This is a genomic window from Anaerostipes stercorihominis, from assembly GCF_057535655.1.
On sequence record NZ_BAAJCL010000016.1, the window covers coordinates 12,315 to 35,191 of the forward strand.

General features: G+C 41.5%; 22 protein-coding genes. All 22 read left to right on the top strand.

Annotated elements, in window-relative coordinates:
• Positions 1 to 160: 160 nt before the first annotated feature.
• Positions 161 to 1,540: an MFS transporter gene (locus AC27EF_RS12005; RefSeq protein WP_487111023.1), complete on the top strand. Its 1,380-nt coding sequence runs from the start codon at positions 161 to 163 to the stop codon at positions 1,538 to 1,540.
• A 169-nt stretch (positions 1,541 to 1,709) separates the two neighbouring features.
• Positions 1,710 to 2,321: a cytidylate kinase-like family protein gene (locus tag AC27EF_RS12010; protein WP_487111024.1), complete on the top strand. Its 612-nt coding sequence runs from the start codon at positions 1,710 to 1,712 to the stop codon at positions 2,319 to 2,321.
• Positions 2,312 to 3,148: a class II fructose-bisphosphate aldolase gene (locus tag AC27EF_RS12015; protein ID WP_487111025.1), complete on the top strand. Its 837-nt coding sequence runs from the start codon at positions 2,312 to 2,314 to the stop codon at positions 3,146 to 3,148. The genes AC27EF_RS12010 and AC27EF_RS12015 overlap by 10 nt, the downstream gene beginning before the upstream one ends.
• Before the next feature lie 9 nt (positions 3,149 to 3,157).
• Entirely contained in the window at positions 3,158 to 4,516 is a 1,359-nt protein-coding gene (locus AC27EF_RS12020; protein ID WP_487111026.1) for an MATE family efflux transporter, read from the top strand.
• Positions 4,513 to 4,665 (top strand): hypothetical protein, encoded by a 153-nt coding sequence (locus tag AC27EF_RS12025; protein WP_487111061.1) that lies wholly within the window; start codon positions 4,513 to 4,515, stop codon positions 4,663 to 4,665. The genes AC27EF_RS12020 and AC27EF_RS12025 overlap by 4 nt, the downstream gene beginning before the upstream one ends.
• Positions 4,666 to 4,721: 56 nt before the next feature.
• On the top strand, positions 4,722 to 5,036 hold the full coding sequence (locus AC27EF_RS12030; RefSeq protein WP_487111027.1) for an MFS transporter: 315 nt from the start codon (positions 4,722 to 4,724) through the stop codon (positions 5,034 to 5,036).
• Between the two features lie 44 nt (positions 5,037 to 5,080).
• Positions 5,081 to 5,221, top strand: coding sequence for a hypothetical protein (locus tag AC27EF_RS12035; RefSeq protein WP_487111028.1), 141 nt, complete (start codon positions 5,081 to 5,083; stop codon positions 5,219 to 5,221).
• Positions 5,222 to 5,358: 137 nt separating this feature from the next.
• The gene (locus AC27EF_RS12040) at positions 5,359 to 6,387 is read left to right on the top strand and encodes a LacI family DNA-binding transcriptional regulator (RefSeq protein WP_487111029.1); all 1,029 of its coding nucleotides are present in this window, start codon (positions 5,359 to 5,361) and stop codon (positions 6,385 to 6,387) included.
• 450 nt (positions 6,388 to 6,837) lie between these two features.
• Positions 6,838 to 7,860, top strand: a complete 1,023-nt coding sequence (gene iolC, locus AC27EF_RS12045; RefSeq protein ID WP_487111030.1) for a 5-dehydro-2-deoxygluconokinase — start codon at positions 6,838 to 6,840, stop codon at positions 7,858 to 7,860.
• A gap of 22 nt (positions 7,861 to 7,882) precedes the next feature.
• Positions 7,883 to 9,811, top strand: a complete 1,929-nt coding sequence (gene iolD / locus AC27EF_RS12050; protein WP_487111031.1) for a 3D-(3,5/4)-trihydroxycyclohexane-1,2-dione acylhydrolase (decyclizing) — start codon at positions 7,883 to 7,885, stop codon at positions 9,809 to 9,811.
• 16 nt (positions 9,812 to 9,827) lie between these two features.
• Positions 9,828 to 10,613: a 5-deoxy-glucuronate isomerase gene (locus AC27EF_RS12055; RefSeq protein WP_487111032.1), complete on the top strand. Its 786-nt coding sequence runs from the start codon at positions 9,828 to 9,830 to the stop codon at positions 10,611 to 10,613.
• Between the two features lie 88 nt (positions 10,614 to 10,701).
• Positions 10,702 to 11,853, top strand: coding sequence for an iron-containing alcohol dehydrogenase (locus tag AC27EF_RS12060; RefSeq protein ID WP_487111033.1), 1,152 nt, complete (start codon positions 10,702 to 10,704; stop codon positions 11,851 to 11,853).
• Positions 11,854 to 12,126: 273 nt separating this feature from the next.
• Positions 12,127 to 12,801: a deoxyribose-phosphate aldolase gene (gene deoC / locus AC27EF_RS12065; protein WP_487111034.1), complete on the top strand. Its 675-nt coding sequence runs from the start codon at positions 12,127 to 12,129 to the stop codon at positions 12,799 to 12,801.
• A 16-nt stretch (positions 12,802 to 12,817) separates the two neighbouring features.
• Positions 12,818 to 13,834, top strand: coding sequence for a Gfo/Idh/MocA family oxidoreductase (locus tag AC27EF_RS12070; protein ID WP_487111035.1), 1,017 nt, complete (start codon positions 12,818 to 12,820; stop codon positions 13,832 to 13,834).
• Positions 13,835 to 13,849: 15 nt separating this feature from the next.
• Positions 13,850 to 15,259 (top strand): PTS mannitol transporter subunit IIBC, encoded by a 1,410-nt coding sequence (locus AC27EF_RS12075; protein ID WP_487111036.1) that lies wholly within the window; start codon positions 13,850 to 13,852, stop codon positions 15,257 to 15,259.
• A 226-nt stretch (positions 15,260 to 15,485) separates the two neighbouring features.
• Positions 15,486 to 16,244: a DeoR/GlpR family DNA-binding transcription regulator gene (locus tag AC27EF_RS12080; protein WP_487111037.1), complete on the top strand. Its 759-nt coding sequence runs from the start codon at positions 15,486 to 15,488 to the stop codon at positions 16,242 to 16,244.
• Positions 16,245 to 16,283: 39 nt separating this feature from the next.
• Positions 16,284 to 17,564, top strand: coding sequence for a M18 family aminopeptidase (locus AC27EF_RS12085; RefSeq protein WP_487111038.1), 1,281 nt, complete (start codon positions 16,284 to 16,286; stop codon positions 17,562 to 17,564).
• Positions 17,564 to 18,229, top strand: coding sequence for a YoaK family protein (locus AC27EF_RS12090; RefSeq protein ID WP_487111039.1), 666 nt, complete (start codon positions 17,564 to 17,566; stop codon positions 18,227 to 18,229). The genes AC27EF_RS12085 and AC27EF_RS12090 overlap by 1 nt, the downstream gene beginning before the upstream one ends.
• A gap of 130 nt (positions 18,230 to 18,359) precedes the next feature.
• Positions 18,360 to 19,232, top strand: coding sequence for a MurR/RpiR family transcriptional regulator (locus AC27EF_RS12095; protein ID WP_487111040.1), 873 nt, complete (start codon positions 18,360 to 18,362; stop codon positions 19,230 to 19,232).
• 179 nt (positions 19,233 to 19,411) lie between these two features.
• Positions 19,412 to 20,191, top strand: a complete 780-nt coding sequence (locus tag AC27EF_RS12100) for an ABC transporter ATP-binding protein (RefSeq protein WP_487111041.1) — start codon at positions 19,412 to 19,414, stop codon at positions 20,189 to 20,191.
• Positions 20,192 to 20,213: 22 nt separating this feature from the next.
• Entirely contained in the window at positions 20,214 to 21,836 is a 1,623-nt protein-coding gene (locus tag AC27EF_RS12105; RefSeq protein ID WP_487111042.1) for an ABC transporter permease subunit, read from the top strand.
• A 12-nt stretch (positions 21,837 to 21,848) separates the two neighbouring features.
• Positions 21,849 to 22,862: an extracellular solute-binding protein gene (locus AC27EF_RS12110; protein ID WP_487111043.1), complete on the top strand. Its 1,014-nt coding sequence runs from the start codon at positions 21,849 to 21,851 to the stop codon at positions 22,860 to 22,862.
• The last annotated feature ends 15 nt before the right edge of the window (positions 22,863 to 22,877 follow it).

Here is a 22,877-nt window from a genome sequence, read left to right on the forward strand (position 1 = left end):
AAGCGGTCTCCAAGGTCTCGGGCAAGCTCGGATTTTGGCTCATCGCTATCACAAAAAAGACATTCCCTGTTTTAACAGATGCTGAATGTCTTTTTTTCATCATATGAAAAGTTCGAGGCGGACATGTCCGCTGCTTGAAAGAAAGAAGAGGTGATGCTTCATGCAGAGGAGTTCAAAGGATGGGAAGATCGGCGTTTTTACGAAAATTGCCTATGGAAGCGGAGATGTGGCATGCAATATTGTCTATGGGATGATAAGTACGCTGCTTTTGACGTTTTATACGGATTATCTTGGAGTGACTGCCGCTCTGGCAGGTCTGGTGATGCTGATATCGAGAATTTTTGACGGATTTTCGGATGTGGTAATGGGGTATGTAGTTTCAAAGACAAAATCAAAATGGGGACAGTCCAGACCATGGATTTTGTGGATGGCTGCTCCGTATGCGCTTGGGGGAATCCTGCTGTTTACAGTGCCCCACACTTCAGAAACATTACAGTTTATCTATATGTTTGTAACCTATAATTTTTGCACGACGGTTTGTTATACTGCAATCAATCTGCCGTATGGATCCTTATCGGCAATGATGACGAGAAACTCAAAAGAACGGGATTTATTGAGTGTATTTCGGATGGGAATGTCGCCGATGGGAAGAATTCTTGCGGTAAGTCTTACAATGCCGCTGGTAAAATTCTTTGGAGATGATCAGATGGCATGGGTCAAATGTATGAGCCTCTGGGCGGTACTTGCCTTTGTTCTTTTGGTGTTTTGTTTTGTTCGCTGTGAAGAAACCGTGCAGATTCAGGCGTTGGACCGCCGGAAGAAAATTCCTTTGAAAGAGAATTTAAAAGCTATGGGGAAAAATCAGTATTTTTGGGCAGTGTTATTGCTCTGGACCTTTCAGGGAACAACTCAGACGGTGGTCGGGACTATTCTTCCATATTATTGTAAATATATTTTTCATAACGATACGTGGATGTACAGTACGTTATACTTTGTAGAGACGATTGTATTGATGGCGGCAATTTTTTTCTGTCCGCTGTTATTAAATCACTTATCCAAAAGCAAAGCCATTCTGTCAGGGGGAGTGCTTGTTTTGGCATCCCAGCTTCTTTTTTTGTTCCATCCGTACAATTTTCAATGGTGCGTATTTACAACAATTTTAAGAGGGATTGGGCAGGCGCCGTTAAATGCATTTATTTTTGGTATGATTGGCGATGTGGTAGAATTCGGTCAGTGGAAAACACATCTGCGTCAGGAAAGCTTTATTTTTTCCGGAGGATCTGTGGGCGCTAAAGTAGGCATGGGGGCAGCAACGGCACTGATTTCAGGAATTCTTAGTTTTTGCGGATATATTTCTTCCTCCGGAGCGTCTGTGGTGCAGCCGAAATCAGTAATTCATGCAATTTTAGGGATTTATATTATCATTCCCATTGTAATTTGGATTTTAGTGATAGTGGTTGCCCTGCTCTACAAACTGGATAGAAAATACCCTTTGATTATGAAAGAATTATATGAGAGGGAGTCAAAAGGGGAGTTATAGTTCCTTCGCGCGAAAGACTGCTTCTTTCGGTGTGTGCAAATGCGTGCGTAAAAAATTTATAAAGTTGTTGCACACTAATTAAGTGTGTGATAATATAAAAACATCAAAGAAACTATGTTGAATAAATTTTAGCACGCAAATAACACGCAAGTGCAAAAGGAGGATAAGAATGGATAAAATAACGATTACGATCAGTCGGCAATATGGAAGCAACGGAACGAAAGTAGCGGAAATTTTGTCGGAAAAATTGGGAATTTGGTATTACAACCGAGATATCTTATGTTTGGCTGCCGATCGAATTGGAATTGATACTCTGGATGAGGAATTTATGGAAAGTTTGAATTACGAGAAAAGTTCCAAATATATGGAAGGACTTAATATTATGCTTGGAACAAGAGGGCATATTCCAGTCTACAATCGAATGTTTAAGGAACAGTCTGAAGTCATTCAAAAACTTGCGGATTATGGATCCGGGGTATTTCTTGGAAGATGTGCGGATTATGTTTTAAGGGATGTGCCGGGAATTTGTTCTGTCTATCTTTATGCAGACGAAGAATTTCGGAAGAAACATCTGTCAGAGGTGGAAAATAGGGAAGTGACGACGGAAGAAATGAGAAAAGAAGATAAACGACGCGCTTCTTATTATAATTATTATACACAGAGAAACTGGGGAGATGTGGAAAATTATGATTTGGCAATCAATATGGCAAAGATTTCTCCGGAGGCAGCAGCACAATTAATTCTTGATTATATGGAAAAGAGGGGAGAATCATGGCGTTAGTAAAAATGAGAGATCTGCTTCATCAGGCACAAAAGGAAAACAGAGGCTGCGGAGCATTTAGTGTAGGAAACATGGAGATGGTCAAGGGAGCAATTCAGGCAGCAGAGGAGATGAATACCCCGATTATTTTACAGATTGCGGAGGTACGGCTTTCGCACTCTCCTCTTCATTTGATGGGACCGATGATGCAGCAGGCTGCCAGAGAAGCAAAGGTGGATGTGGCAGTTCATCTGGATCATGGATTGACTCTGCAGACAATTGAAAAGGCGTTGGAGTATGGATTTACCTCCGTGATGCTGGATGCCTCCAGAGATTCTCTGGAAGATAATATTGCAAAGACCAGAGAAGTGGTTGTGATGGCGCAAAAGTACGGGGCAACGGTGGAAGCGGAGCTTGGCTTGGTCGGTGGAAGCGAGGATGGAAAAAGTGATCACGGGATTCTTTGTACAGATCCGGGGGATGCAAAGGTATTTTGTGAAGAAACCGGAGTGGATGCTTTGGCTGTTGCGATTGGAAATGCACATGGGGATTATCCGGTGGCGCCGCGATTGGAATTCGGAGTGTTGGAACAGATTGAAAAGGCAGTGCAAATTCCGTTAGTGCTCCACGGAGGCAGTGGAATTTCGGACGAGGATTTCCAAAAAGCGATCTCACTGGGAATCCGAAAAGTAAATATTGCAACCGCAAGCTTTCAGAGTCTTACGAAAGAAGCAGAGTCTTATTTGACATCGGAGGGATCTCACAATTATTTTGATTTGAATGAGGCGATGGTTCGCGGTACCTATGAAAATGTAAAACATCATATCGAGGTGTTTTGCTGCCGTTAGGAGGAAACAATGATTCGGGAAACGAAATTTTATAAATATTTCGCAGGTTCGGCGCTTTCTTTGGCGCTGAAAAATTTTCTCGTATATAGCGTAAATTTTGCGGACAATGTAATGCTTGGCGCCTACAGTGAGACAGCGCTTTCCGGTGCGGCTTTGTGCAATCAGTTTCAATTTCTTCTGCAGATGCTGGTGGTCGGAGCAGGAGAGGGAGTCGTCGTGCTGGGCAGTCAGTATTGGGGAAAAGGAACGCTGGAGCCGATCCGACATCTCATTGGGGTGACGCTTCGATTTGGTGCCGGCATGGCAGCAGTAATGTTTGGAGTTGTTTTCTTTTTTCCCAACCAGATGTTGGGACTTCTTACGGATGATCCGGCAGTGATTTCAGCGGGGAGTCAATATCTTCAGATCATTTGTTTTACATATTTAATTTTTACAGTGACTAATATTTTGACAGCATCACTGCAGGCAATTGGAATTGTATCTGTGGGGTATTTAGTTTCCGGTACGACTCTGGTGATGAATGTTTGTCTCAATCAATGTCTGATTTATGGGAATTTTGGATTTCCGGAATTGGGAATATGCGGAGCCGCTTACGCGACGTTCGTGTCCCGATGTTTGGAATTACTCATTTTAATTATGTTTCTAAAATATAAAGAACATCGTCTGAATTTAAATTGGAGAAATCTTCTGTGGATCGATGGCTCTTATCAAAAAGATTATTTCAAGGTTGCTTTTCCGGTGCTTTTAAATCAGGCGCAGTGGGGGATTGCACAAATGATTCAGACCGCTGTGCTTGGTCACCTGGGGAGTTTTGTCATTGCTGCAAACTCCATTGCAGTTATGGTATTTCAGGTGATTTCTGTTGTGGCATATGGGGCAGCCAGCGCTTCGGGAATCGTAATTGGTAAAACAATCGGGGAAGGCAATATGAAGGAACTCAAACAGCTTGCCCATACGCTGGAAATTTTGTTTCTTGGAATCGGGATTGTGACAGGGTGTTTGATTTTTGCCGTGAGAGGTCCGGTTCTTTCTCTGTATGATATTTCAGAAAAGGCATCGGCGCTTTGCAGTCAGTTTCTTTGTATTCTGGCGGTAACTACCGTGGGAACTTCTTATCAGATGGCGTGCGACAATGGAATAATTCGAGGCGGGGGAGATACATCGTTCAGCATGAAAATGAATTTGATCAGTATGTGGGGAGTGGTTGTTCCCTGTGCAATGCTGGCAGCTTTTGTTTTTCGCTTATCTCCGGTTTTGGTATTTTTTATTTTGAAATCAGATCAGATTTATAAGATTCTTCCGGTGAAGCTTCATCTCAAAGGATGGAAGTGGGTAAAACAGGTGACAAGAGAGGAAGCTGTGACATGAGCGAGAAAAAGGAAAAAATAGAAAGGATTCGGACCAAATCCTTTTATTTTCAGGCAGGAATGATCGAGAAAAAGACGAAGGACTGCCGCTACATTGCCAATCCGCCGTGGTTAAACGCCAGAGGGAAATCGGATGCAACTATCTATTAGCATTTGGCGATGGGAGGGGGAGACGTAGCCTGCAATGTAGTGTTTGGAATGTATATATGTTTGTAACCTATAATTTTGTGACAACCGTATGTTATACAGCCATTAATCTTCCTTACAGCAGTTTGTCTGCAATGATGACGAGGATTTCTTCGGAGCGGGATATGTTAAGCATTGTTCGGATGGGTGTTTCGCCTTTTGGAAGAATTCTGGCGGTTACTTGTACGATGCCGGTTGTAAAGATTTTTGGAAATGATCAGTGGGCATGGGCAAAAACAATGGCATTGTGGGCAGGCATTGCCCTGGTTCTTTTAATCATTTGTTTTTTATGCTGTGAAGAAAAAGTGCAGATTGAGGCAAAAAGCAATATGTAAGTTCGGCATCCGGAGCTTCCATACAGCCGGGAAGTGCCATTGATATGATCATCAATATTTATAAATATGGTCCGATGATTGTGTGGATTGTATGCGGCATTACATTATTCTTATACCGTTTAGACCGGAAGTATCCGAAGATTATGGAAGAATTGACAGAAAGGGAAAAACGAGGGGAACTATAAAGAGAAGGATTCAGAAGCGTGGCGGATGGGTTTTAAGTTCTTTCTACTGGACGGATGCTGCCAAATCATGTATACTAAAGAAAATGCGTGTAAAATGTGTGCCATATTATAAGAGTAAAAAGAAACGAGGAAAGCACATGGCAGGAACAATTAAAGAAATTGCAGAAAAAGCGGGGGTATCCAGAGGAACTGTGGATCGTGCTCTAAATAACCGAGGAAGAATTAATCCGGAAGTAGCGAGGAAGATTCGTGAAATCGCAAAAGATATGGGATACGAATCCAATCGAAAAAAGAGAACCCATCGAAAAGAGGAAAAGGTACGGCTGGGAATTATTACCCAGCTGGCAAAATCCTCTTTTACAGCGCCCATTCATGAGGGAATCAAGCAGGCGAAAAAAGAGCTGGAAGGGCTGGGAGCGGAGATTTTCATTGAGGAGATTGACAGTATTGATGAAGAAGCACAGCTGCGTGCAATAGAGAAGCTGGAGGCTCAGGAAATTCACGGGCTGGCCATTATGCCTGTACAATCGGAACCGATCAGGGAGCGAATCAACCGGCTGATCGAAGAAAAAAATATACCGGTGATCACTTTTAATTCAGATATTGTTGGAACGAAGCGTACTTGCTTTGTAGGACTGGATAATATGAAGAGCGGCAAAACCGCGGCAGGATTGATGGGGATGCTCACCCGGGGGGAGGGAAAAATACTTGTTATTACAGGTTTCTTTACCAACAGTGTAAACAGTCTGCGGGTTGATGGATTTATTCAGGAAATGAAAAAGTCGTATCCCAAAATTGAACTTTTAGGGGTTCAGAGTAGTTTTGATGATACAAAAGAGGTAGAAAAGATTATAAAAAATACGATGGAAATTGCTCCGGACCTTGCCGGAGTTTTGGTTGTCTCTGGAGGACAGGCGGGTGTCTGTATGGCGTTTGCAGAGATGAAATTACAGCGAAAAAGACCCTATGTGATTGTCTATGATGCAACGCCCAATAATATCAAAGCTTTGAAAGAGGATCAATATGATTTTTTGATTGATCAGGAGGGTTATGAACAGGGATATCGTCCGCCGATCCTGCTTTATCAGCTGTTAAGGCGGAATGAAACGATTGATGAAGAGTACGTTTACACAGATATTAAGATTAAAAATAAATATAATGTATAAGAAAAGATCAAAGTAACACAGTGGATGATTATCTGCTGTGTTGCTTTTTTAATTAGGAAAACTGTTTTCGCAGCAGCACATCGGCACGCAAAGCGGAGCAAGGTCTGCATTTCATTTCGGTCGGTGCTGGACATCTGCAAGATGTCCGGCACCCCTCAAGGATTGAGGGATTCAGAGAGTTCGAGCCAGACTTGTTTACTTTGTTCTGGCGGCGTGCTAATATGTTGAAAGCACGCTGCGAACGAATGTTTCTGACAAAAAATATGTACAATTTGCACAAAAATAAATAAGAAATTTATGCATTGTGATAAAAAAGGGAAAAATATAAAAAAGTGCTTGCACACAAAAGGCGTGCATGATATCATAAGCACATAAATAGAAGAGATAAAACAAAAAAGCACACTTTAACACGCAAATAACGGGAAAGAATAGTATTTGGGAGGACGCAGTATGAGATATGTAGAATTTGACGAAACAAGACCAATGGACCTGATTTTGTTGGGAAGAGTCGCAATTGATTTTAATCCATCAGAGGAAGAACCTTTTGGACCGTTGGAAAATGTAAGAAATTTTAAAAAGTATGTGGGAGGATCTCCGGCGAATATTGCAGTGGGTGTTACAAGACACGGGTTAAAAGCAGGATTTCTGGGAAAAGTGTCCGATGATCAGTTTGGAGAGTTTGTGGTAAACTTTTTTCAAAAGGAAGGAATCGACACAAGCCATATTACAAAATGTACCAACGGAGAAAAACTTGGTCTTACATTTACAGAAATGCTTTCAGAGAAGGAAAGCAGCATTTTGATGTATCGCAACTGTATCGCAGATCTTCAGTTATCTGTAGATGATATTGATGAAAATTATATTAAAAATTCTAAGGCTATTTTAATTTCAGGAACTGCATTGGCGGAGAGCCCTTCCAGAGAAGCCGCTTTAAAAGCTGTGATGCTGGCAAAGAAAAATAATACAAAGATTATCTTTGATATTGATTATCGGGAATACAATTGGAAAAATGAGGATGAAATTTCCATTTATTATTCTATGGTGGCAAGAGAAGCGGACATTATTATGGGTTCCAGAGAAGAGTTTGATTTAACTGAGAAATTGGTTCAGCCGGGAAGAAGTGATGAGGAGACAGCAGCTGCATGGCACGCATACAATGCTAAAATTGTGGTGATAAAGCATGGAATGAAAGGCTCCACTGCTTATACAGCGGATGGACAGAATTTTTCAATCAAACCATTTCCGGTCAATGCAAGGAAGGGGTTTGGAGGCGGAGACGGTTATGGTTCTGCATTCCTTTATGGAATTTATCAAGGATGGGAAGTTATTGACTGTTTGGAATTTGGTTCTGCGGAAGCATCTATGATGGTGCGAAGCAACTCCTGTTCTGAGGAGCTGCCGAATCCACAGCAGGTAAAAGATTTTATCAAAGAAACAAAAGAAAAATATGGCGAAATGATTGCCAGAGTTTAGATGGAACGGGAGGAAAGGGAACATGGCAAAAACAATAAGAATGACAGTAGCACAGGCGATTGTAAAGTTTTTGGATCATCAGTATGTGTCAATGGATGGAGAAGAAACAAAATTTGTCGAAGGGTTTTTTACCATTTTCGGACATGGAATTGCAGTGGGATTGGGAGAAGCGCTGGATACCAATCCGGGAAATCTGAGGGTACTTCAGGGAAGAAATGAACAGGGAATGTGTCATGTGGCGACTGCCTATGCGAAGCAAAACAATAGAAAAAAGATTATTCCGTGTGCTTCTTCCGTGGGACCCGGAGCAGCCAATATGGTGACTGCATGTGCGACTGCAACGGTAAATAATATTCCGCTTTTAGTATTTCCAGCAGATACGTTTGCATCCAGACAGCCGGATCCGGTTTTGCAGCAATTGGAACAGAGCAGCAGCTTGTCCACCACAACCAATGATGCTTTTAAACCGGTCTGCAAATACTGGGATCGAGTGACCAGACCGGAACATATTATGACGGCGTTAATCAATGCAATGCGGGTTTTAACAGATCCGGCAGAAACAGGAGCATGCTGCATTGGTTTGTGTCAGGATGTGGAAGGTGAGTCTTTTGACTTCCCGGAATATTTCTTTGAAAAAAGAGTGCACAAAATCACAAGACCGGTGGCGGTAGAAGAGGAAATTGAAGATGTTGCAGAGGTCATTGCAAAGGCAAAGAAGCCTCTGGTGATTGTAGGAGGAGGCGTCCGCTATTCAGGAGCGGGAGAAGAGGTAGAAGCCTTTTGTGAAGAGTTTCAAATTCCATTTGGAGAAACACAGGGAGGAAAGAGCGCCTGCAAATCCAGTCATCCGTATTGCACAGGAGGGATTGGAGTGACCGGAACTTATGCGTCCAATGTACTGGCAAAAGATGCAGATGTTGTCATTGCGATCGGAAGCAGAATGTCGGACTTTGCCACAGGTTCCAAGAGACAATTTGCAAATCCGGATGTAAAATTTGTTTCAATTAATAACAGCAGATATCATGCTTACAAATTAGATTCAGTGAAAGCGGTAGGAGATGCAAAGGTTACGGTTAAAGCGCTGACAGAAGCATTAAGAAAGATAGGATATGTTTCTTCTTACAGCGGTGAAATTGAAGAAGCCAAAGCGGTATGGGTCAAAGAGATGAAACGTTTGGCGGAATATCAATATGATGAAAACTTTGAGCCGATGATTCAGAATATGGATCCGAGAACAATTCCGGAATTTGTTGAACTAACCAAAGGTTTGATTACACAGACAGCTGCATTGGCGGCAATCCGTGAAGTGATTGATGAGGATGCAACCATTATCACAGCAGGGGGAAGTCTTCCAAGCTGTATGCAGCGCGTATGGACAACAGACAAACGCGGCGGATATCACGCAGAATACGGGTATTCCTGTATGGGATATGAGGTTGCGGCAGCTTTGGGAGTGAAACTTGCAGAGCCTGACAATGAGGTTTATGCAGTTGTGGGAGATGCAAGCTTCCAGATGCTGCACAGTGAGATTATGACAATGATTCAGGAAAAACAGAAAGCAAACATTCTTGTATTTGATAACTGTGGATTCGGATGCATCAATAACCTGCAGATGAATCATGGAATCGGTTCTCTGGCTACAGAATTTCGTTATCGGGAAGGAAATAAACCTTGCGGAGATTTAATTCCGGTAGATTATGCAAAGGTAGCGGAGGGCTATGGATTAAAATCCTATACATGCAGGACGGTGGATGAGTTAAAAGCGGCTCTGGAAGATGCTAAGAAACAGGAGATCGCATGTCTCTTCGACTTGAAAGTAATTCCGAAAACGATGACAGACGGATACAAGTCATGGTGGAATGTAGGAATTGCAACGACTTCTGAAAAGGAAAGCGTCAGAGAAGCATGTGAAGGCGTGATGCAGGGAAGAAGCGAAGCAAGGGCTTACTAGAAAAGAGGTTTTGGAGATGAAGAAAGTATTTGGTTATCCTGAATTTAATGAAAACGGAGAACAGATTTTAACAACGTATGACAATGAGTATAAAGATATGCTGATGGATGTTCGTGTTTATCGCATGAAGGCAGGAGAAGGAAAGAGTTTTGAAAAATCAGGTGAAGAGACAGCGGTGCTGTTGTTAAGTGGAAATCTGATTTATCATTTGAATGGAGAATCTGTGGAGGCATCGAGAAAAGATGTCTTTACAGAAGGACCATGGTGCGCTCATGTGTGTACCGGAACCAAAGTTCGTGTTGAGGCAAAAACCGACAGTGAAATATTAGTACAGTCCACAAAAAATGATACAGAATTCGCAGCAAAGCTATATCATCCGGAAGATGCTCCTTGGGGATATTCCTGTGTTGGGAAGTTTGGAAATGTTGCGAAACGACGTGTCAATACAATTTTCGATCATGATATTGCGCCGTATTCCAATATGGTTTTGGGAGAGGTATTGAATGATAAAGGAAATTGGTCCGGTTACCTTCCGCACAGACATCCGCAGCCGGAAACATATTACTTTAAGTTTGACCGTCCGGAAGGATTTGGGGCAAGTTTTGTAGGCGATCAGGTCTATAAAAGTGTTGACGGAAGCTTTTCTGCAATACCGGGAGGAGAACTTCATCCTCAGGCAGTTGCTCCCGGTTATCAGATGTATACCTGTTGGATGATCCGGCATCTGGATGGAAATCCGTGGCTTCAGACAGATCGCAATGAAGATGAAAGATATGTATGGCTGCATGACGCAGAAATTTAAAAAATCAAATTGACAGCCGTATTGGATTCATTTGGTACGGCTTGATGTTTACATATTTGAGTTATAAAAAGAACAGGAGGAAAGAAAAATGGCAAGAGAATTTATCGCGCCTGGAAATATTTTTACCGGGGAAGGGGCTTTGGATCTGGCGGAGGAAAAGCTTGGATTATTAGGGAAAAAAGCTCTCATTGTAACCGACAAAGTCATGGTAGAGCTTGGAAATTGCAAAAAAGTCGAAGAAGCCTTAAAGAACCAGAAAATTGAATTTACAATTTACAGTGAAATCAATGGAGAGCCTACAGATACTATGATTAACAATGGATTAAATCTGTATCAGGAGGAGGGCTGTGATTTTCTGATCGCTCTGGGAGGAGGAAGTCCGATTGATTCTATGAAAGCTATTGCGGCTTTGGCGGCAAATGGCGGAAGTATTTCTGATTATATGGGAACGGTGATTGGAGGAGATCTTCCGACAATGGTTGCAATTCCGACCACAGCGGGTACAGGATCCGAAGCAACGCAGTTTACCATTATTACGGATACGGAGCATGATGTAAAAATGCTGTTAAAAGGCGCGGTGTTAATGCCTGATTATGCGATTATTGATCCGCAGTTTACCATGACAGCTCCGCCGAAAATTACAGCGGCAACCGGATTGGACGCATTGACACATGCGGCAGAAGCCTTTACATCGAAAATGGCGCAGCCGTTATCTGATACCTTTGCCTTATCTGCAATCAAAAGAATTTTTCAGTACCTTCCGATCGCCTTCCACGACGGAAAAAATGTGGAGGCAAGAGAGCAAATGTCCATTGCGGCGTTGGAGGCAGGAATTGCATTTAATAATGCATCGGTAACCTTGGTACACGGGATGAGCCGTCCGATCGGTGCGCTGTTCCATGTGGCGCATGGATTATCCAATGCAATGCTGCTAAAACAGTGCTTCGCCTATGCATTGGATGGTGCTTACGATAGATTTGCAGAGCTTGGAAGAGCGATAAATGCAGCCTCAGACAGTGATTCTGACCAGGAGGCCAGTGAAAAATTTCTTCAGGCAGTAGTGGATATCTGTGAAGAATTGGAGACTCCGACATTGGAAGAATACGGAATTGAGAAAGAGGAATTTTTCGGGGTAATTGATAAAATGGCGGCAGACGCTATGGAAAGCGGAAGTCCGTCAAACACAAGAAAACCGATGACTGCGGAGGATGTGAAAGAAATTTATAAAAATCTTTGGTAGCAGATAAAAAAAGCTGCCGATTTTAAATACCAATTATATAATTTGATACACTTTTTTGAACATTGAAAAAGAGAGGATCGTCTGGAAAATTGGAAACCGGATGATGCTCTTTTTTTCATGATATAGGAGAATTCTCACTTTTTCATATCATAAAGCGTTTTGCGAACATTCTGGTAGTCATAAATACTGCTTGACAAATAAAAGTAAACGATGTAAAATGAAAATATAAATAAAAGTAAATGAAATAAAACGAAGAAAGAATGAGGTAAAGCTATGGTAACAGCAGAACAGTTGGCAAATATGATTGATCACACAAATTTAAAGGCTTTTGCGGATGACGCGGCGTTTCAGAAACTGTGCGATGAGGCGAGACAGTATCATTTCAAAATGGTAGCGATCAATCCTGCACAAACTCGGAGGTGCAAAGAAAAATTAGCGGGCTGTCCGGTACATGTAGGGGCAGCCATCGGCTTTCCGCTAGGGCAGACAACCTTAGAATGTAAAGTTTTTGAGACAAAAGATGCGATTGAGAAAGGTGCGGATGAAATTGATTATGTAATCAATGTGGCAGAATTGAAAAATAAAAATTATGATTACATAAAAAAGGAGATGGAAGAGATTGTGGCAGTTTGCAGAAATGCCGATGTGATTTCCAAGGTGATTTTTGAAAACTGCTATTTGACAGAGGAGGAAAAGATCAAAGTTGCCGAGATTGCAAAAGAGGTCAAACCGGATTTTATTAAAACTTCCACCGGATTTGGAACCGGAGGAGCTGTTGTGGAGGATGTTGCATTGATGAAATCTGTGGTCGGAGATCAAGTGAAGGTAAAAGCAGCAGGTGGAATTCGCGATTTAAAAACAGCGCTGGCGATGGTGGAAGCAGGAGCTGAGCGGCTTGGAACAAGCGCTGGTGTGGAAATTATAGAAGAATATAAAAAACAGAAGTAAGTGAGGAATCAAAAGAATGAAACAGGAAGTAAAAGTTTGCCTGATTGGTTCCGGCAGAGCAGGAATGATCCACGGGCGTAATTTTGCCGGAAGCGTACCGGGCGGGAAAATCATAGCAGTTTGTGATCCTGTCGGATCCGTAGCAGAGGAAGCGGCAAAGGAGCTGGGCGTTGCGTTATCTTATAAAGAGTATGAGGATGTGATGCGAAATCCGGAAATTGACGCGGTAATCATTGCATGTCCCACAAAGTTTCATAAAGAAATCGCAGTTGCCGCAGCCCGGGCGGGAAAGCATATTTTTTGTGAAAAGCCGATGGCAATGAACGAAGAGGAATGCGATGAAATGATCGCGGCGGCAAGAGAACATAAAGTAAAGCTTCAAATTGGATTTATGCGTCGTTTTGATGAAAGTTTTCAGGAAGCCAAGAGAATCATTGAAGCAGGAGAAATTGGAGAAGTTGTTTCAGTAAGATCTCATACCAGAGGACCAAGCAAACCAAAGGAATGGATGTATGATATTTCCGTCAGCAACGGTCCGCTTGGCGAAGTGTGCAGTCATGATATCGATACGGTCCGCTGGTTTACCGGAAGTGAAATTTCCAGTCTGTACGTCATTGGAGGAAATTATCGCAATAAAGAAATTGCAGAAAAGTATCCAGATTTTTATGACAATGTCATTATGAGTGTAGAATTTGAAAATGGAATGCAGGGCATCGTAGAAGGCGCTCAGTATGTGCAGTACGGATATGACGCAAGAGTGGAAATTCTCGGAACAGAAGGGGTGATCTCATTGGGGGATGTTCATGAGAAAAAAGTTATGACCTGTACAAAGCATCATGATGTAAAACGACCGGCAATGCGCAGCTGGACCTATCTTTTTAAAGATGCTTATGTGGCAGAGGATACCGCTTTTGTAAATGCAATTTTAAATGACGAGGAAGTGCTGGCAACCGGGCATGATGGAAAGATGGCGGTGAAGATTGTAAAAATTGGGAATGAGTCGCTGAAAGAAAAAGTGGTGAAAAAAATGTAAAGGAGGAAAAAGGTAATGGAAAACGGGAAGACAGGATTTCGTGCCAAGATTCAAAAATTTGGGGGAGTATTAAGCGGCATGGTTATGCCGAATATTGGAGCGTTCATTACATGGGGATTGATTACGGCAATTTTTTTGGAAACAGGATGGGCGCCGAATGCCAAAATTGCAAAATTGATTACCCCCATGCTGACGTATTTGTTACCTGTTTTGATCGGATATACCGGAGGTAAGAATTTTTATGGGGATCGTGGAGGCGTGATTGGAGCGGCAGCAACCATGGGAGTGATTGTCGGATCAGATATTCCTATGTTTATGGGAGCGATGATTATGGGACCGGTTGCGGCGTTATGTATGAAACAGGTTGATAAACTGTTTGAAGGAAAAATTAAGCCCGGATTTGAGATGATTGTAAATAATTTTTCCTGTGGAATTCTTGGAATTTTTTTAGTATTAGCTGCATATTTCGCAATCGGACCATTTGTACAGGCATTAAATGCAGTTTTATCCGGGGGAGTGAATTGGATTATTGCGAAAGGATTGACACCGTTTGCCAGCGTATTTATTGAACCTGCCAAAGTATTATTCTTAAATAACGCAATTAATCATGGGATTTTATCACCTATTGGAATTGCGCAGGCGGCAGAAGCCGGAAAATCTATTTTGTTTATTTTAGAGCCAAATCCGGGACCGGGTGTGGGTGTATTGCTGGCATATAGTTTTTTTGGAACAGGAACTGCGAAACGAACAGCGCCGGGAGTTGCGATTATTCATGCTTTTGGGGGAATCCACGAGCCATATTTCCCATTTATTTTAATGAAACCACAAATGATCCTTGCATCCATCTGCGGAGCAGTGTCCGGTAACTTTATTTTTCAGACATTTCAGTGTGGATTGGTAGCAACTGCATCGCCGGGGAGTTATTTTTCTGTACTGGCAGTGGCACCAAAATCTGATTATATTCCGATCATTGCAGGAATGCTGTTATCTACGGCGGTGTCCTTCGGTGTAGGAGCCCTGATCTTAAAGATATCAAAAGGCGGAGATGATTATGATGATGCTCTGGAAAAGAAGAATCAGATGAAAGAGGAAGGAAAGGAATCTGTCAAAGAAGTTGAGGCAGATTTTAAAAACCGGACCATTAAAAAAGTTTTCGTTGCATGTGATGCGGGAATGGGTTCAAGTGCTATGGGCGCTTCGATTCTCAGAAATAAAATGAAAGAAGCGGGATTTGATGATATTGAAGTGAAGAATGTGTCAATTCCGGACTTGCCGGAAGATGTTGATGTGGTGGTAACCCATGAATCATTAACGTCAAGAGCGAAGGCTGTCAGACCGAATGCAGTGCATTTTTCGGTGGATAACTTTATGGCGGGAGAACAATACGAAAAGATTATAGAAAAAATAAAAGAAGCAAAAGCTTAAAGAGTGTGTAGGAATGATTGAGAGACTGACTGTCGGAAAGAAGATATTTTCTTTTCGGCAGCTTTTCTGTTTTCTTTGTTTTTTTATTTTTTAGCAGTTCGGAGTAAAAAAGTTATTCTTTGATTGTTTTTCTTAATTGTGCGGTACGAAATGTTTCCGGGGCGGCTGGAAGTTCTTGAAAAGATATGATAAGATTTCTATAATATATGTGCAAAGGAGGGAGCAGATGTTTGCAGAAGAACGGCAGGAACAGATTTTAGCCATGCTAAGACAAAATCAAAGAGTCAGCAACACGGAACTGATTAAGAAATTTGGAGTGAGCGGAACAACGATTCGCATTGATTTGACTGAACTGGAACAAAAGGGACTGCTTGCAAGGACTCACGGAGGAGCAATTTTAAAGGAAGATCCGGTGTTTGGGGAGGATTCGATCTCCTCGCGCCGAGAAAAACATAAGAAGGCGAAAGAGGCCATTGCCAGAAAGGCAAGGAATGAAATTAAAGATGGCGACACAATTTTATTGGACAGCGGGACAACGGCTCTGGAACTGGCACAATTATTGTCAGATGTTCGGGAGCTGACGGTGATAACCAATGATCTTCAGATTGCTTTAAAATTACAGAAATTCCAGGAGATTCATCTGATTTTGCTGGGAGGGAGGGTCCGGACTTCTTTTGAATGCACTGTGGGAGGCATGGGAATTCGTTCTTTGCAGGAGTTGTCAGTAGATAAAGTTTTTATGACAACCAACGCTCTTTCGATTCAAAAAGGAGCTACCACTCCGAATCTGGATAATGCGGAGATCAAGCGGGAAATGATGAAAATCGGCAATCGGAGGTATCTGCTGTGCGACAGTAGCAAAGTCGGGACAAAGACGGTGTGTTCTTTCGCTAAAATCAGCGAATTTGATTTCATTGTTACGGATGATGGCATTGAGCAGGAAGCAAAGGAAGCGATTTCACAGCAGGGAGTCATTGTGCGGTAAGACTGTAGATTATAAGAAACATCGAGGAGGTACAAAAAAGTGGAAGAAACGATCCAAGAATTGTTAGAGTTTATCAGAAAAAGTCCAAGCTGTTTTCATGTGGTGGAAAACATCCGCAGAGAGCTTTTAAAAGCAGGATTTTGCCAGTTAAATGAAAAGGATGAGTGGAACCTTTTGAGAGGACGAGATTATTTTGTGACCAGAAACGGAAGCTCTGTGATTGCATTTCGCATACCGGACAAAGAGTTTCTGGGATTTCATATGACGGCAAGTCACAGCGATTCTCCTGCCTTTCGGATCAAAGAGTCTCCGGAGATCCATGTGGAGGGGCAATATGTAAAGCTGAATACAGAAAAATATGGCGGGATGATTATGGAGACATGGTTTGACCGTCCGCTGTCCGCGGCAGGGCGTATTATAATAGAAGAAACAGGAAAAATCAGAGAGCGGTTAGTGAACCTTGATCGAGATTTATTTATCATTCCCAATTTGGCAATTCATATGACAAAAGGAGAAGCGGCGCAGCGAAATCCACAGAAGGATCTTCTTCCTTTTCTGGGATGTACACAGGAGAAACAGGCATTTTTGAAATTGCTTGCCCGAGAGACTGGTGTAAAAAAGGAACAGATTTTGTCGTATGACTTGTTTTTATATCAGAGGACGGCAGGTACTGTGTTGGGGCTGAACAAAGAACTGGTGGCATCTGCCAAGTTGGACGATCTGGAATGTGTATTTGCGTCGCTGAAAGCCTTTCTTCAGGAAAAATCGGCGGACTATATGAACATGTGCTGTATTTTTGACAACGAGGAAGTTGGAAGCAGCACAAAGCAGGGGGCGGGATCAACCTTTGGAGCAGATATACTGAAAAGAATTATGGCAGGATTGGGAAAAACACAGGAGGATTATTTTCGAGCCGTGGCAAATAGTTTTCTTATATCGGCAGACAACGCCCATGCGGTGCATCCGAACATGGCAGAAAAAACGGATCCGTCCAATCGTCCGTATTTAAATCAGGGGCTGGTATTAAAATATCATGCATCGCAAAAATATACGACGGATGCAAGGTCTGCTGCACTGGTGAAATATCTCTGCAAAAAAGAAAAGATTCCGTATCAGGTGTTTTTTAACCGTTCGGATTTGCCGGGAGGTTCTACCCTTGGAAATATTTTTATGGGGCAGGTGTCCATGCAGGCCGCAGATATCGGACTTCCTCAGCTTGCCATGCATTCTGCTTATGAAACGGCGGGAACAAAGGATCTGGAAAGCATGATCCGGTTTTTGAAAGCGTTTTATGCCATGGGAGAGGAAGTGGAAATGTAATGGAAGATCGGCTTCAGATGTCAGAAAGTTTTTTTCTGTCTGCAATTCTTGCAGTGGTAGGAGGTTTTTTAGATGCATACAGCTATTTGCTGAGGGGACACGTTTTTGCCAATGCACAGACTGGGAATATTGTTTTGCTCGGCGTGAATCTTCAAAAAAGAGCGTTTGAACAGGCTTTTTATTATTTCGTGCCGATTCTGGCATTTGCATTGGGAGTATTGCTGGTGGAACTGATTAAAAAGATCTATAAAGAGGAACATCGAATTCATTGGAGACAGCGAATTGTAGTGCTGGAAATTGTCCTTCTTTTGGTGGTTGGACTGCTTCCCAGGGGGAGATATGATGTGATCGCCAATGTATTAATTTCTTTTGTCTGCGCAATGCAGGTGGAGGCATTTCGGCGGGTTCACGGTCATCCCTTTGCCAGCACCATGTGTACTGGGAACTTAAGAAGCGGCACTGAATCCCTTTTTCAGTATGCTTCCCAAAAGGATAAAAAGCTGCGGGATAAAAGTTTGAAATATTATGGAATTACAGCATGTTTTATTTTGGGCGCGGTGATCGGGACCTTTCTTTCCGGTTGGGTTGGAGAAAAAGCAATCTTTTTGTGCAGCGGGCTGTTGGCAATGGCAGTCTTATTGATGGTAAAAGAGTTTCGTGCTTGATTTTTGGAGATATCTTTACTCAAATTTAACAAACTTTGTCTTTGAATGCTCTTTGGATTTGTTACAATAGATGAGAAAGAAAAGGAAAGAAGCGCTACAAAGTGTTTGTAGCAAAATTACAGGAGCAGATATGAAAAGTGAACTGATTTTATTAATAGAAACAAAGTATGGAGATATGCGCACGTCAGAACAGAAAGCGGCGGACTATATCATGCAGAATTTTGAACAGGTGCCGAGAATGTCACTTGGAAATTTGGCAAAGGGCGGCGGCGTCAGTCAGCCGACGGTGTTGCGTATGCTGAAAGCCATAGGATTTCCGGGATTTAAAGAATTTCGCTACGCGGTGCTGGAAGAGCTTGCCCGATCAGAAAAAGATGTGCAGATTTCTCCTTTGTACGGATATTCCCTGAGCAAAGAAGATCGTCTGGAGGACATTCCGGGAAAGATTGTCACAACAACATCGCGGCTTATGGAAGAAAATTTGAAAAATATTTCTATGAAAACGTATCGAAAAGTCATAGAAGTTTTGAAAAAGGCGCGTATGATCGATATTTACAGTGTGGAAAATTCCAATGTCATTGCCAGAGATCTTTTAACTAAACTATTATATCTTGGTTTAAACTGCAGACATATGGATGACATCTATCATCAGAGAATCTGTGCCAGTAATCTGACCAAGGAGGATGTGGCAATCGGAATTTCCTATTCCGGATGTTCACAGGATACGGTGGAAAACATGAAAGAAGCGAAAAAAAGCGGAGCGACAACCATTGTGATGACCAATTTCAAAGATTCTTTGATTAGCCAATATGCAGATTTGCTGATCTGCACCAGTCAGCAGCAGCTGTTTTACGGGGATGCAATTTTTTCCAGAACGACACAGTTGGTGTTGGTTGATATGATCTACATGGGACTGCTGGTTTCCGATGATCAAAAATATGAGAAAAGTTTGGACCGAAGCAGTAAGGTGATTCAAAATAAGGCGTATGGAACCGAAAAATAGAAAGCTTGTAATTTTACAACAAGTTTGCAAAGTAAAAATCATGTGAAGTTTTACAATAACTTTACGTGATTTTTATTTTTTTGTGATAGTTTGCAAAAATTGTCATTGCTATAATTGGATTGTGTTTGAGAAATGCAGCAAAAGAAATGCTGCAAGTAAGAAAAAGGAGTCGTAATGTTATGTTGAAGCTGGAGCATATAAAAAAATCGTATGATGATACCGTAGTATTAGATGATATTAATCTGGAAATTGAAGAGGGTGAGATTGTTTCCATTTTGGGACCATCTGGATGCGGAAAAACAACACTGTTAAATTTAATTCTTGGAATTACCGATGTAAATGATGGAAAGATTTTTTATAACGGTGAGGACATGACCGATTTGCCGATGGAGAAACGAGGCTTTAATATTGTATTTCAGGACTATGCATTGTTCCCGAATTTAAATGTTTATAAGAATATTACATATGGATTAAAAAATAAACCGAATATTTCTTCAAAGGAAGAAGTAGAGGAATTGATTGATCTTTTGGGATTAAGAGAACATTTATCAAAGAAAATTGAACAGTTGTCCGGAGGACAAAAGCAGAGGGTTGCTTTGGCAAGAACGATGGTAATGAAACCGAGAATTCTTCTTTTGGATGAACCGTTGAGCGCTTTGGACGGCGTGATCAAAGAATCAATCAAAGACCGGATTAAGATGATTGCCAAGGAATTTCATTTAACGACGATCATTGTCACCCATGATCCGGAAGAAGCCCTTACATTATCAGATCGTGTTTTAATTGTAAATAAGGGAAAGATTGCGCAGTTTGGACATCCAAATGAAATTATTAACAAACCAAGTGATGAATTTGTTGAAAAATTTATTTTAAATCAGCTGAGAATTAAGAAAAATAACATTTTTACATTATTTGGAGGAGAAGAAGAAAATCAGAGAAAGGACATCCGTGTTTCTTAAAATTACAGGATAGATCAAAACAATGAAACAAAAAAATATTGAAATCAAAGTGATTTTCACGGTAACCATGGCGATTTTTGCAGCATTTTTGCTGGTTCCGTTTCTGAAACTTTTAAGTCAGGCATTTTTAGGGGATGGCAGTTTCTCTTTAAAATATTTTTCCGAACTTTTAAGTGAGGCAGGATTTTTGACTGCATTGAAGAATAGTATTACCATTTCCCTGACAAGTGCACTGATTACCACAATTCTTGCATTTTTACTTGCATACACAATTTATTATACAAACGTACCGGGATGGTGGAAAAAGATTGTGAATTGGGTAGCATTGCTTCCGATGCTGCTTCCAACCATTACTTATGGATTTGCAATTATCTATTCTTTTGGAAAGCAGGGACTTCTGACACGGCTGTTCGGGCATGAGTTCTATATGTATGGTTTTCCGGGACTGACACTTGGATATGTAATTTATACAATCCCGACGGCATTTATGCTGATTTATAACACAATGGGATATATTGATAAGAAATTTGGCGTAGTATCAAAACTTATGGGCGACCATGCGATTTCTAATTTCAATATCTCTGTATTAAGACCGTTATGGGGAACTTTGGCAACCTCTATGATACAGTCCTTTTTCTTGAGTTTCACAGATTTTGGTATTCCGGCATCTGTGGGAGGGCGAGTTGATACCATTGCAGGAATTCTTTATCAGGAAATGCTGGGAAGTATTCCTGATTTCAGCCGGGGGGCTGTTGTTGCCATCGTCATGTTAATGCCTTCGGTGATCAGTATTCTTGTCCTGAAATGGCTGGAAAAATATAATATCCGCTATCATAAGATCTCGGCAGTGGAGTTAAAAAGGAATTATGTAAGAGACGGAGCCTTTGGAGTTGTAAGTGCCTGTATTATGCTGGTCATGCTTTCCATTTTTGCAGTGATTTTTGTAATTCCTTTTGTGGAAGAGTGGCCATACCGACTGAGTTTTACGCTGGATCATGTGACTGCAGTCTTTCAGGATCCGAATCTTTTGGGTGTTTATACAAATTCTTTGTTTGTGGCAGCTGCCACAGCCGTTGTGGGAGTGTTGCTTAGCTATGGAGCGGCACTGGTGACCGCCAGAAGTACGTTAAACGGAAAACTAAAAGGTTTGATTGAAGGAACGGCGTTAGTGATTAATACAATTCCGGGTATGGTATTGGGTATTGCATTTATGCTGACTTTTTCAGGAACTGGTTTGCAGGGAACCTTTTTGTTAATTATTATCTGTGATGTCATTCATTATTTTTCCACTCCGTATCTTATGGTAAAAAATTCACTTTCCAAAATGAATGCATCATGGGAAACCACGGCGATGCTGATGGGAGATAACTGGGTGAAAACGATCGTCCGCGTAGTCACACCCAACGCGATGGGAACAATTCTTGAGGTGTTCAGCTACTATTTTGTTAACGCGATGGTAACGATCAGTGCGGTCATTTTCATTGCGGGAGCAAGGACAATGGTAATCACCACAAAGATCAAAGAACTTCAATACTACAATAAGTTTAATGAAGTGTTTGTATTATCACTGTTAATTTTAGCAACCAACATCATTGCGAAATATGTATTTCAATGGTTGGCAAATAAAAAAAGAAAAAATAAATAAGGAGAAGCAATTATGAGAAAGTTGATGAAGAGAGTATCGGTTGCAGTTATGGCAGCGATGCTTGGAGTAACCGGGTTGTTTGCGGCAGGATGCAGCAGCAAAGACAAAGGAAGTGACAAGGTTATTATTTATTCCAATGCCGATGATGAGGCGGTTGACGCCATGAAAAAAACGCTGGATGGGAATGGATATAAAGGAAAGTATGTATTCCAGACCTTTGGTACATCAGAGCTTGGAGGAAAATTGATTGCAGAAGGAAAGAATCTGGAAGCAGACATGATTACAATGAGTACGTTTTATGTGGAGAGCGCTCAGGAAAAAAATAAGATGTTTCAGGATCTTACCTTTGATCGGGGGTTAAATGATGAAAGCAAGTTTGAAAAATATGAATCTCCGATTACCGCACAGGAGGGAACTTTAATCTTGAATACAGAAGTTATGAAAGAGAAAAAGCTTCCGACTCCGAAGTCCATTAAGGATCTTGCAAAGCCTGTGTATAAGGGATATATTTCCGTAACAGATGTAAAGGCATCTTCAACTGCATGGTTACTAATTCAGGGTCTTGTATCTGAATATGGAGAAAAAGAAGCGCAGAATATCTTAAAAGATATTTATAAAAATGCAGGCGATCATATTGAAGATTCCGGATCCGGTCCGATTAAAAAAGTAAGAGCCGGAGAAGTTGCTATTGGATTTGGTTTAAGACAGCAAGCGGTAGCAGACAAGAAAGACGGACTTCCGATTGATTATGTTGATCCGGCCGAAGGAAACTTTACTTTGACAGAATCTGTGGCAGTATTGGACAAAGAAGACAGCGATAAGAGCAAATTGGCTATGGAAATGGCAGAGTGCATTATTAAAAAAGGAAGATCCGAGCTGATTAAAAATTATCCGGTACCGCTCTATAAAGGGGAAACAGAAGATAAAGAACAAAAATCAGGAAATCCAAAAGAATTTAAAGAAAAGCTGACTCTGGATTTACTGGAGAAACATCAGGAATTATCAGAGAAAGCAATGGGAAAATAAAAAAGTAAGAGGTAA

Bases quoted from the DNA above. Each gene is read 5' to 3' on its own strand.
- AC27EF_RS12110 (WP_487111043.1), top strand. From the start codon at position 21,849: ATGAGAAAGTTGATGAAGAGAGTATCGGTTGCAGTTATGGCAGCGATG.
- AC27EF_RS12075 (WP_487111036.1), top strand. From the start codon at position 13,850: ATGGAAAACGGGAAGACAGGATTTCGTGCCAAGATTCAAAAATTTGGG.
- AC27EF_RS12100 (WP_487111041.1), top strand. From the start codon at position 19,412: ATGTTGAAGCTGGAGCATATAAAAAAATCGTATGATGATACCGTAGTA.
- AC27EF_RS12015 (WP_487111025.1), top strand. From the start codon at position 2,312: ATGGCGTTAGTAAAAATGAGAGATCTGCTTCATCAGGCACAAAAGGAA.
- AC27EF_RS12020 (WP_487111026.1), top strand. From the start codon at position 3,158: ATGATTCGGGAAACGAAATTTTATAAATATTTCGCAGGTTCGGCGCTT.
- iolC (WP_487111030.1), top strand. From the start codon at position 6,838: ATGAGATATGTAGAATTTGACGAAACAAGACCAATGGACCTGATTTTG.
- deoC (WP_487111034.1), top strand. From the start codon at position 12,127: ATGGTAACAGCAGAACAGTTGGCAAATATGATTGATCACACAAATTTA.
- AC27EF_RS12040 (WP_487111029.1), top strand. From the start codon at position 5,359: ATGGCAGGAACAATTAAAGAAATTGCAGAAAAAGCGGGGGTATCCAGA.
- AC27EF_RS12095 (WP_487111040.1), top strand. From the start codon at position 18,360: ATGAAAAGTGAACTGATTTTATTAATAGAAACAAAGTATGGAGATATG.
- AC27EF_RS12035 (WP_487111028.1), top strand. From the start codon at position 5,081: ATGATCATCAATATTTATAAATATGGTCCGATGATTGTGTGGATTGTA.
- AC27EF_RS12060 (WP_487111033.1), top strand. From the start codon at position 10,702: ATGGCAAGAGAATTTATCGCGCCTGGAAATATTTTTACCGGGGAAGGG.
- AC27EF_RS12025 (WP_487111061.1), top strand. From the start codon at position 4,513: ATGAGCGAGAAAAAGGAAAAAATAGAAAGGATTCGGACCAAATCCTTT.
- iolD (WP_487111031.1), top strand. From the start codon at position 7,883: ATGGCAAAAACAATAAGAATGACAGTAGCACAGGCGATTGTAAAGTTT.
- AC27EF_RS12090 (WP_487111039.1), top strand. From the start codon at position 17,564: ATGGAAGATCGGCTTCAGATGTCAGAAAGTTTTTTTCTGTCTGCAATT.
- AC27EF_RS12105 (WP_487111042.1), top strand. From the start codon at position 20,214: ATGAAACAAAAAAATATTGAAATCAAAGTGATTTTCACGGTAACCATG.
- AC27EF_RS12030 (WP_487111027.1), top strand. From the start codon at position 4,722: ATGTTTGTAACCTATAATTTTGTGACAACCGTATGTTATACAGCCATT.
- AC27EF_RS12005 (WP_487111023.1), top strand. From the start codon at position 161: ATGCAGAGGAGTTCAAAGGATGGGAAGATCGGCGTTTTTACGAAAATT.
- AC27EF_RS12055 (WP_487111032.1), top strand. From the start codon at position 9,828: ATGAAGAAAGTATTTGGTTATCCTGAATTTAATGAAAACGGAGAACAG.
- AC27EF_RS12010 (WP_487111024.1), top strand. From the start codon at position 1,710: ATGGATAAAATAACGATTACGATCAGTCGGCAATATGGAAGCAACGGA.
- AC27EF_RS12080 (WP_487111037.1), top strand. From the start codon at position 15,486: ATGTTTGCAGAAGAACGGCAGGAACAGATTTTAGCCATGCTAAGACAA.
- AC27EF_RS12070 (WP_487111035.1), top strand. From the start codon at position 12,818: ATGAAACAGGAAGTAAAAGTTTGCCTGATTGGTTCCGGCAGAGCAGGA.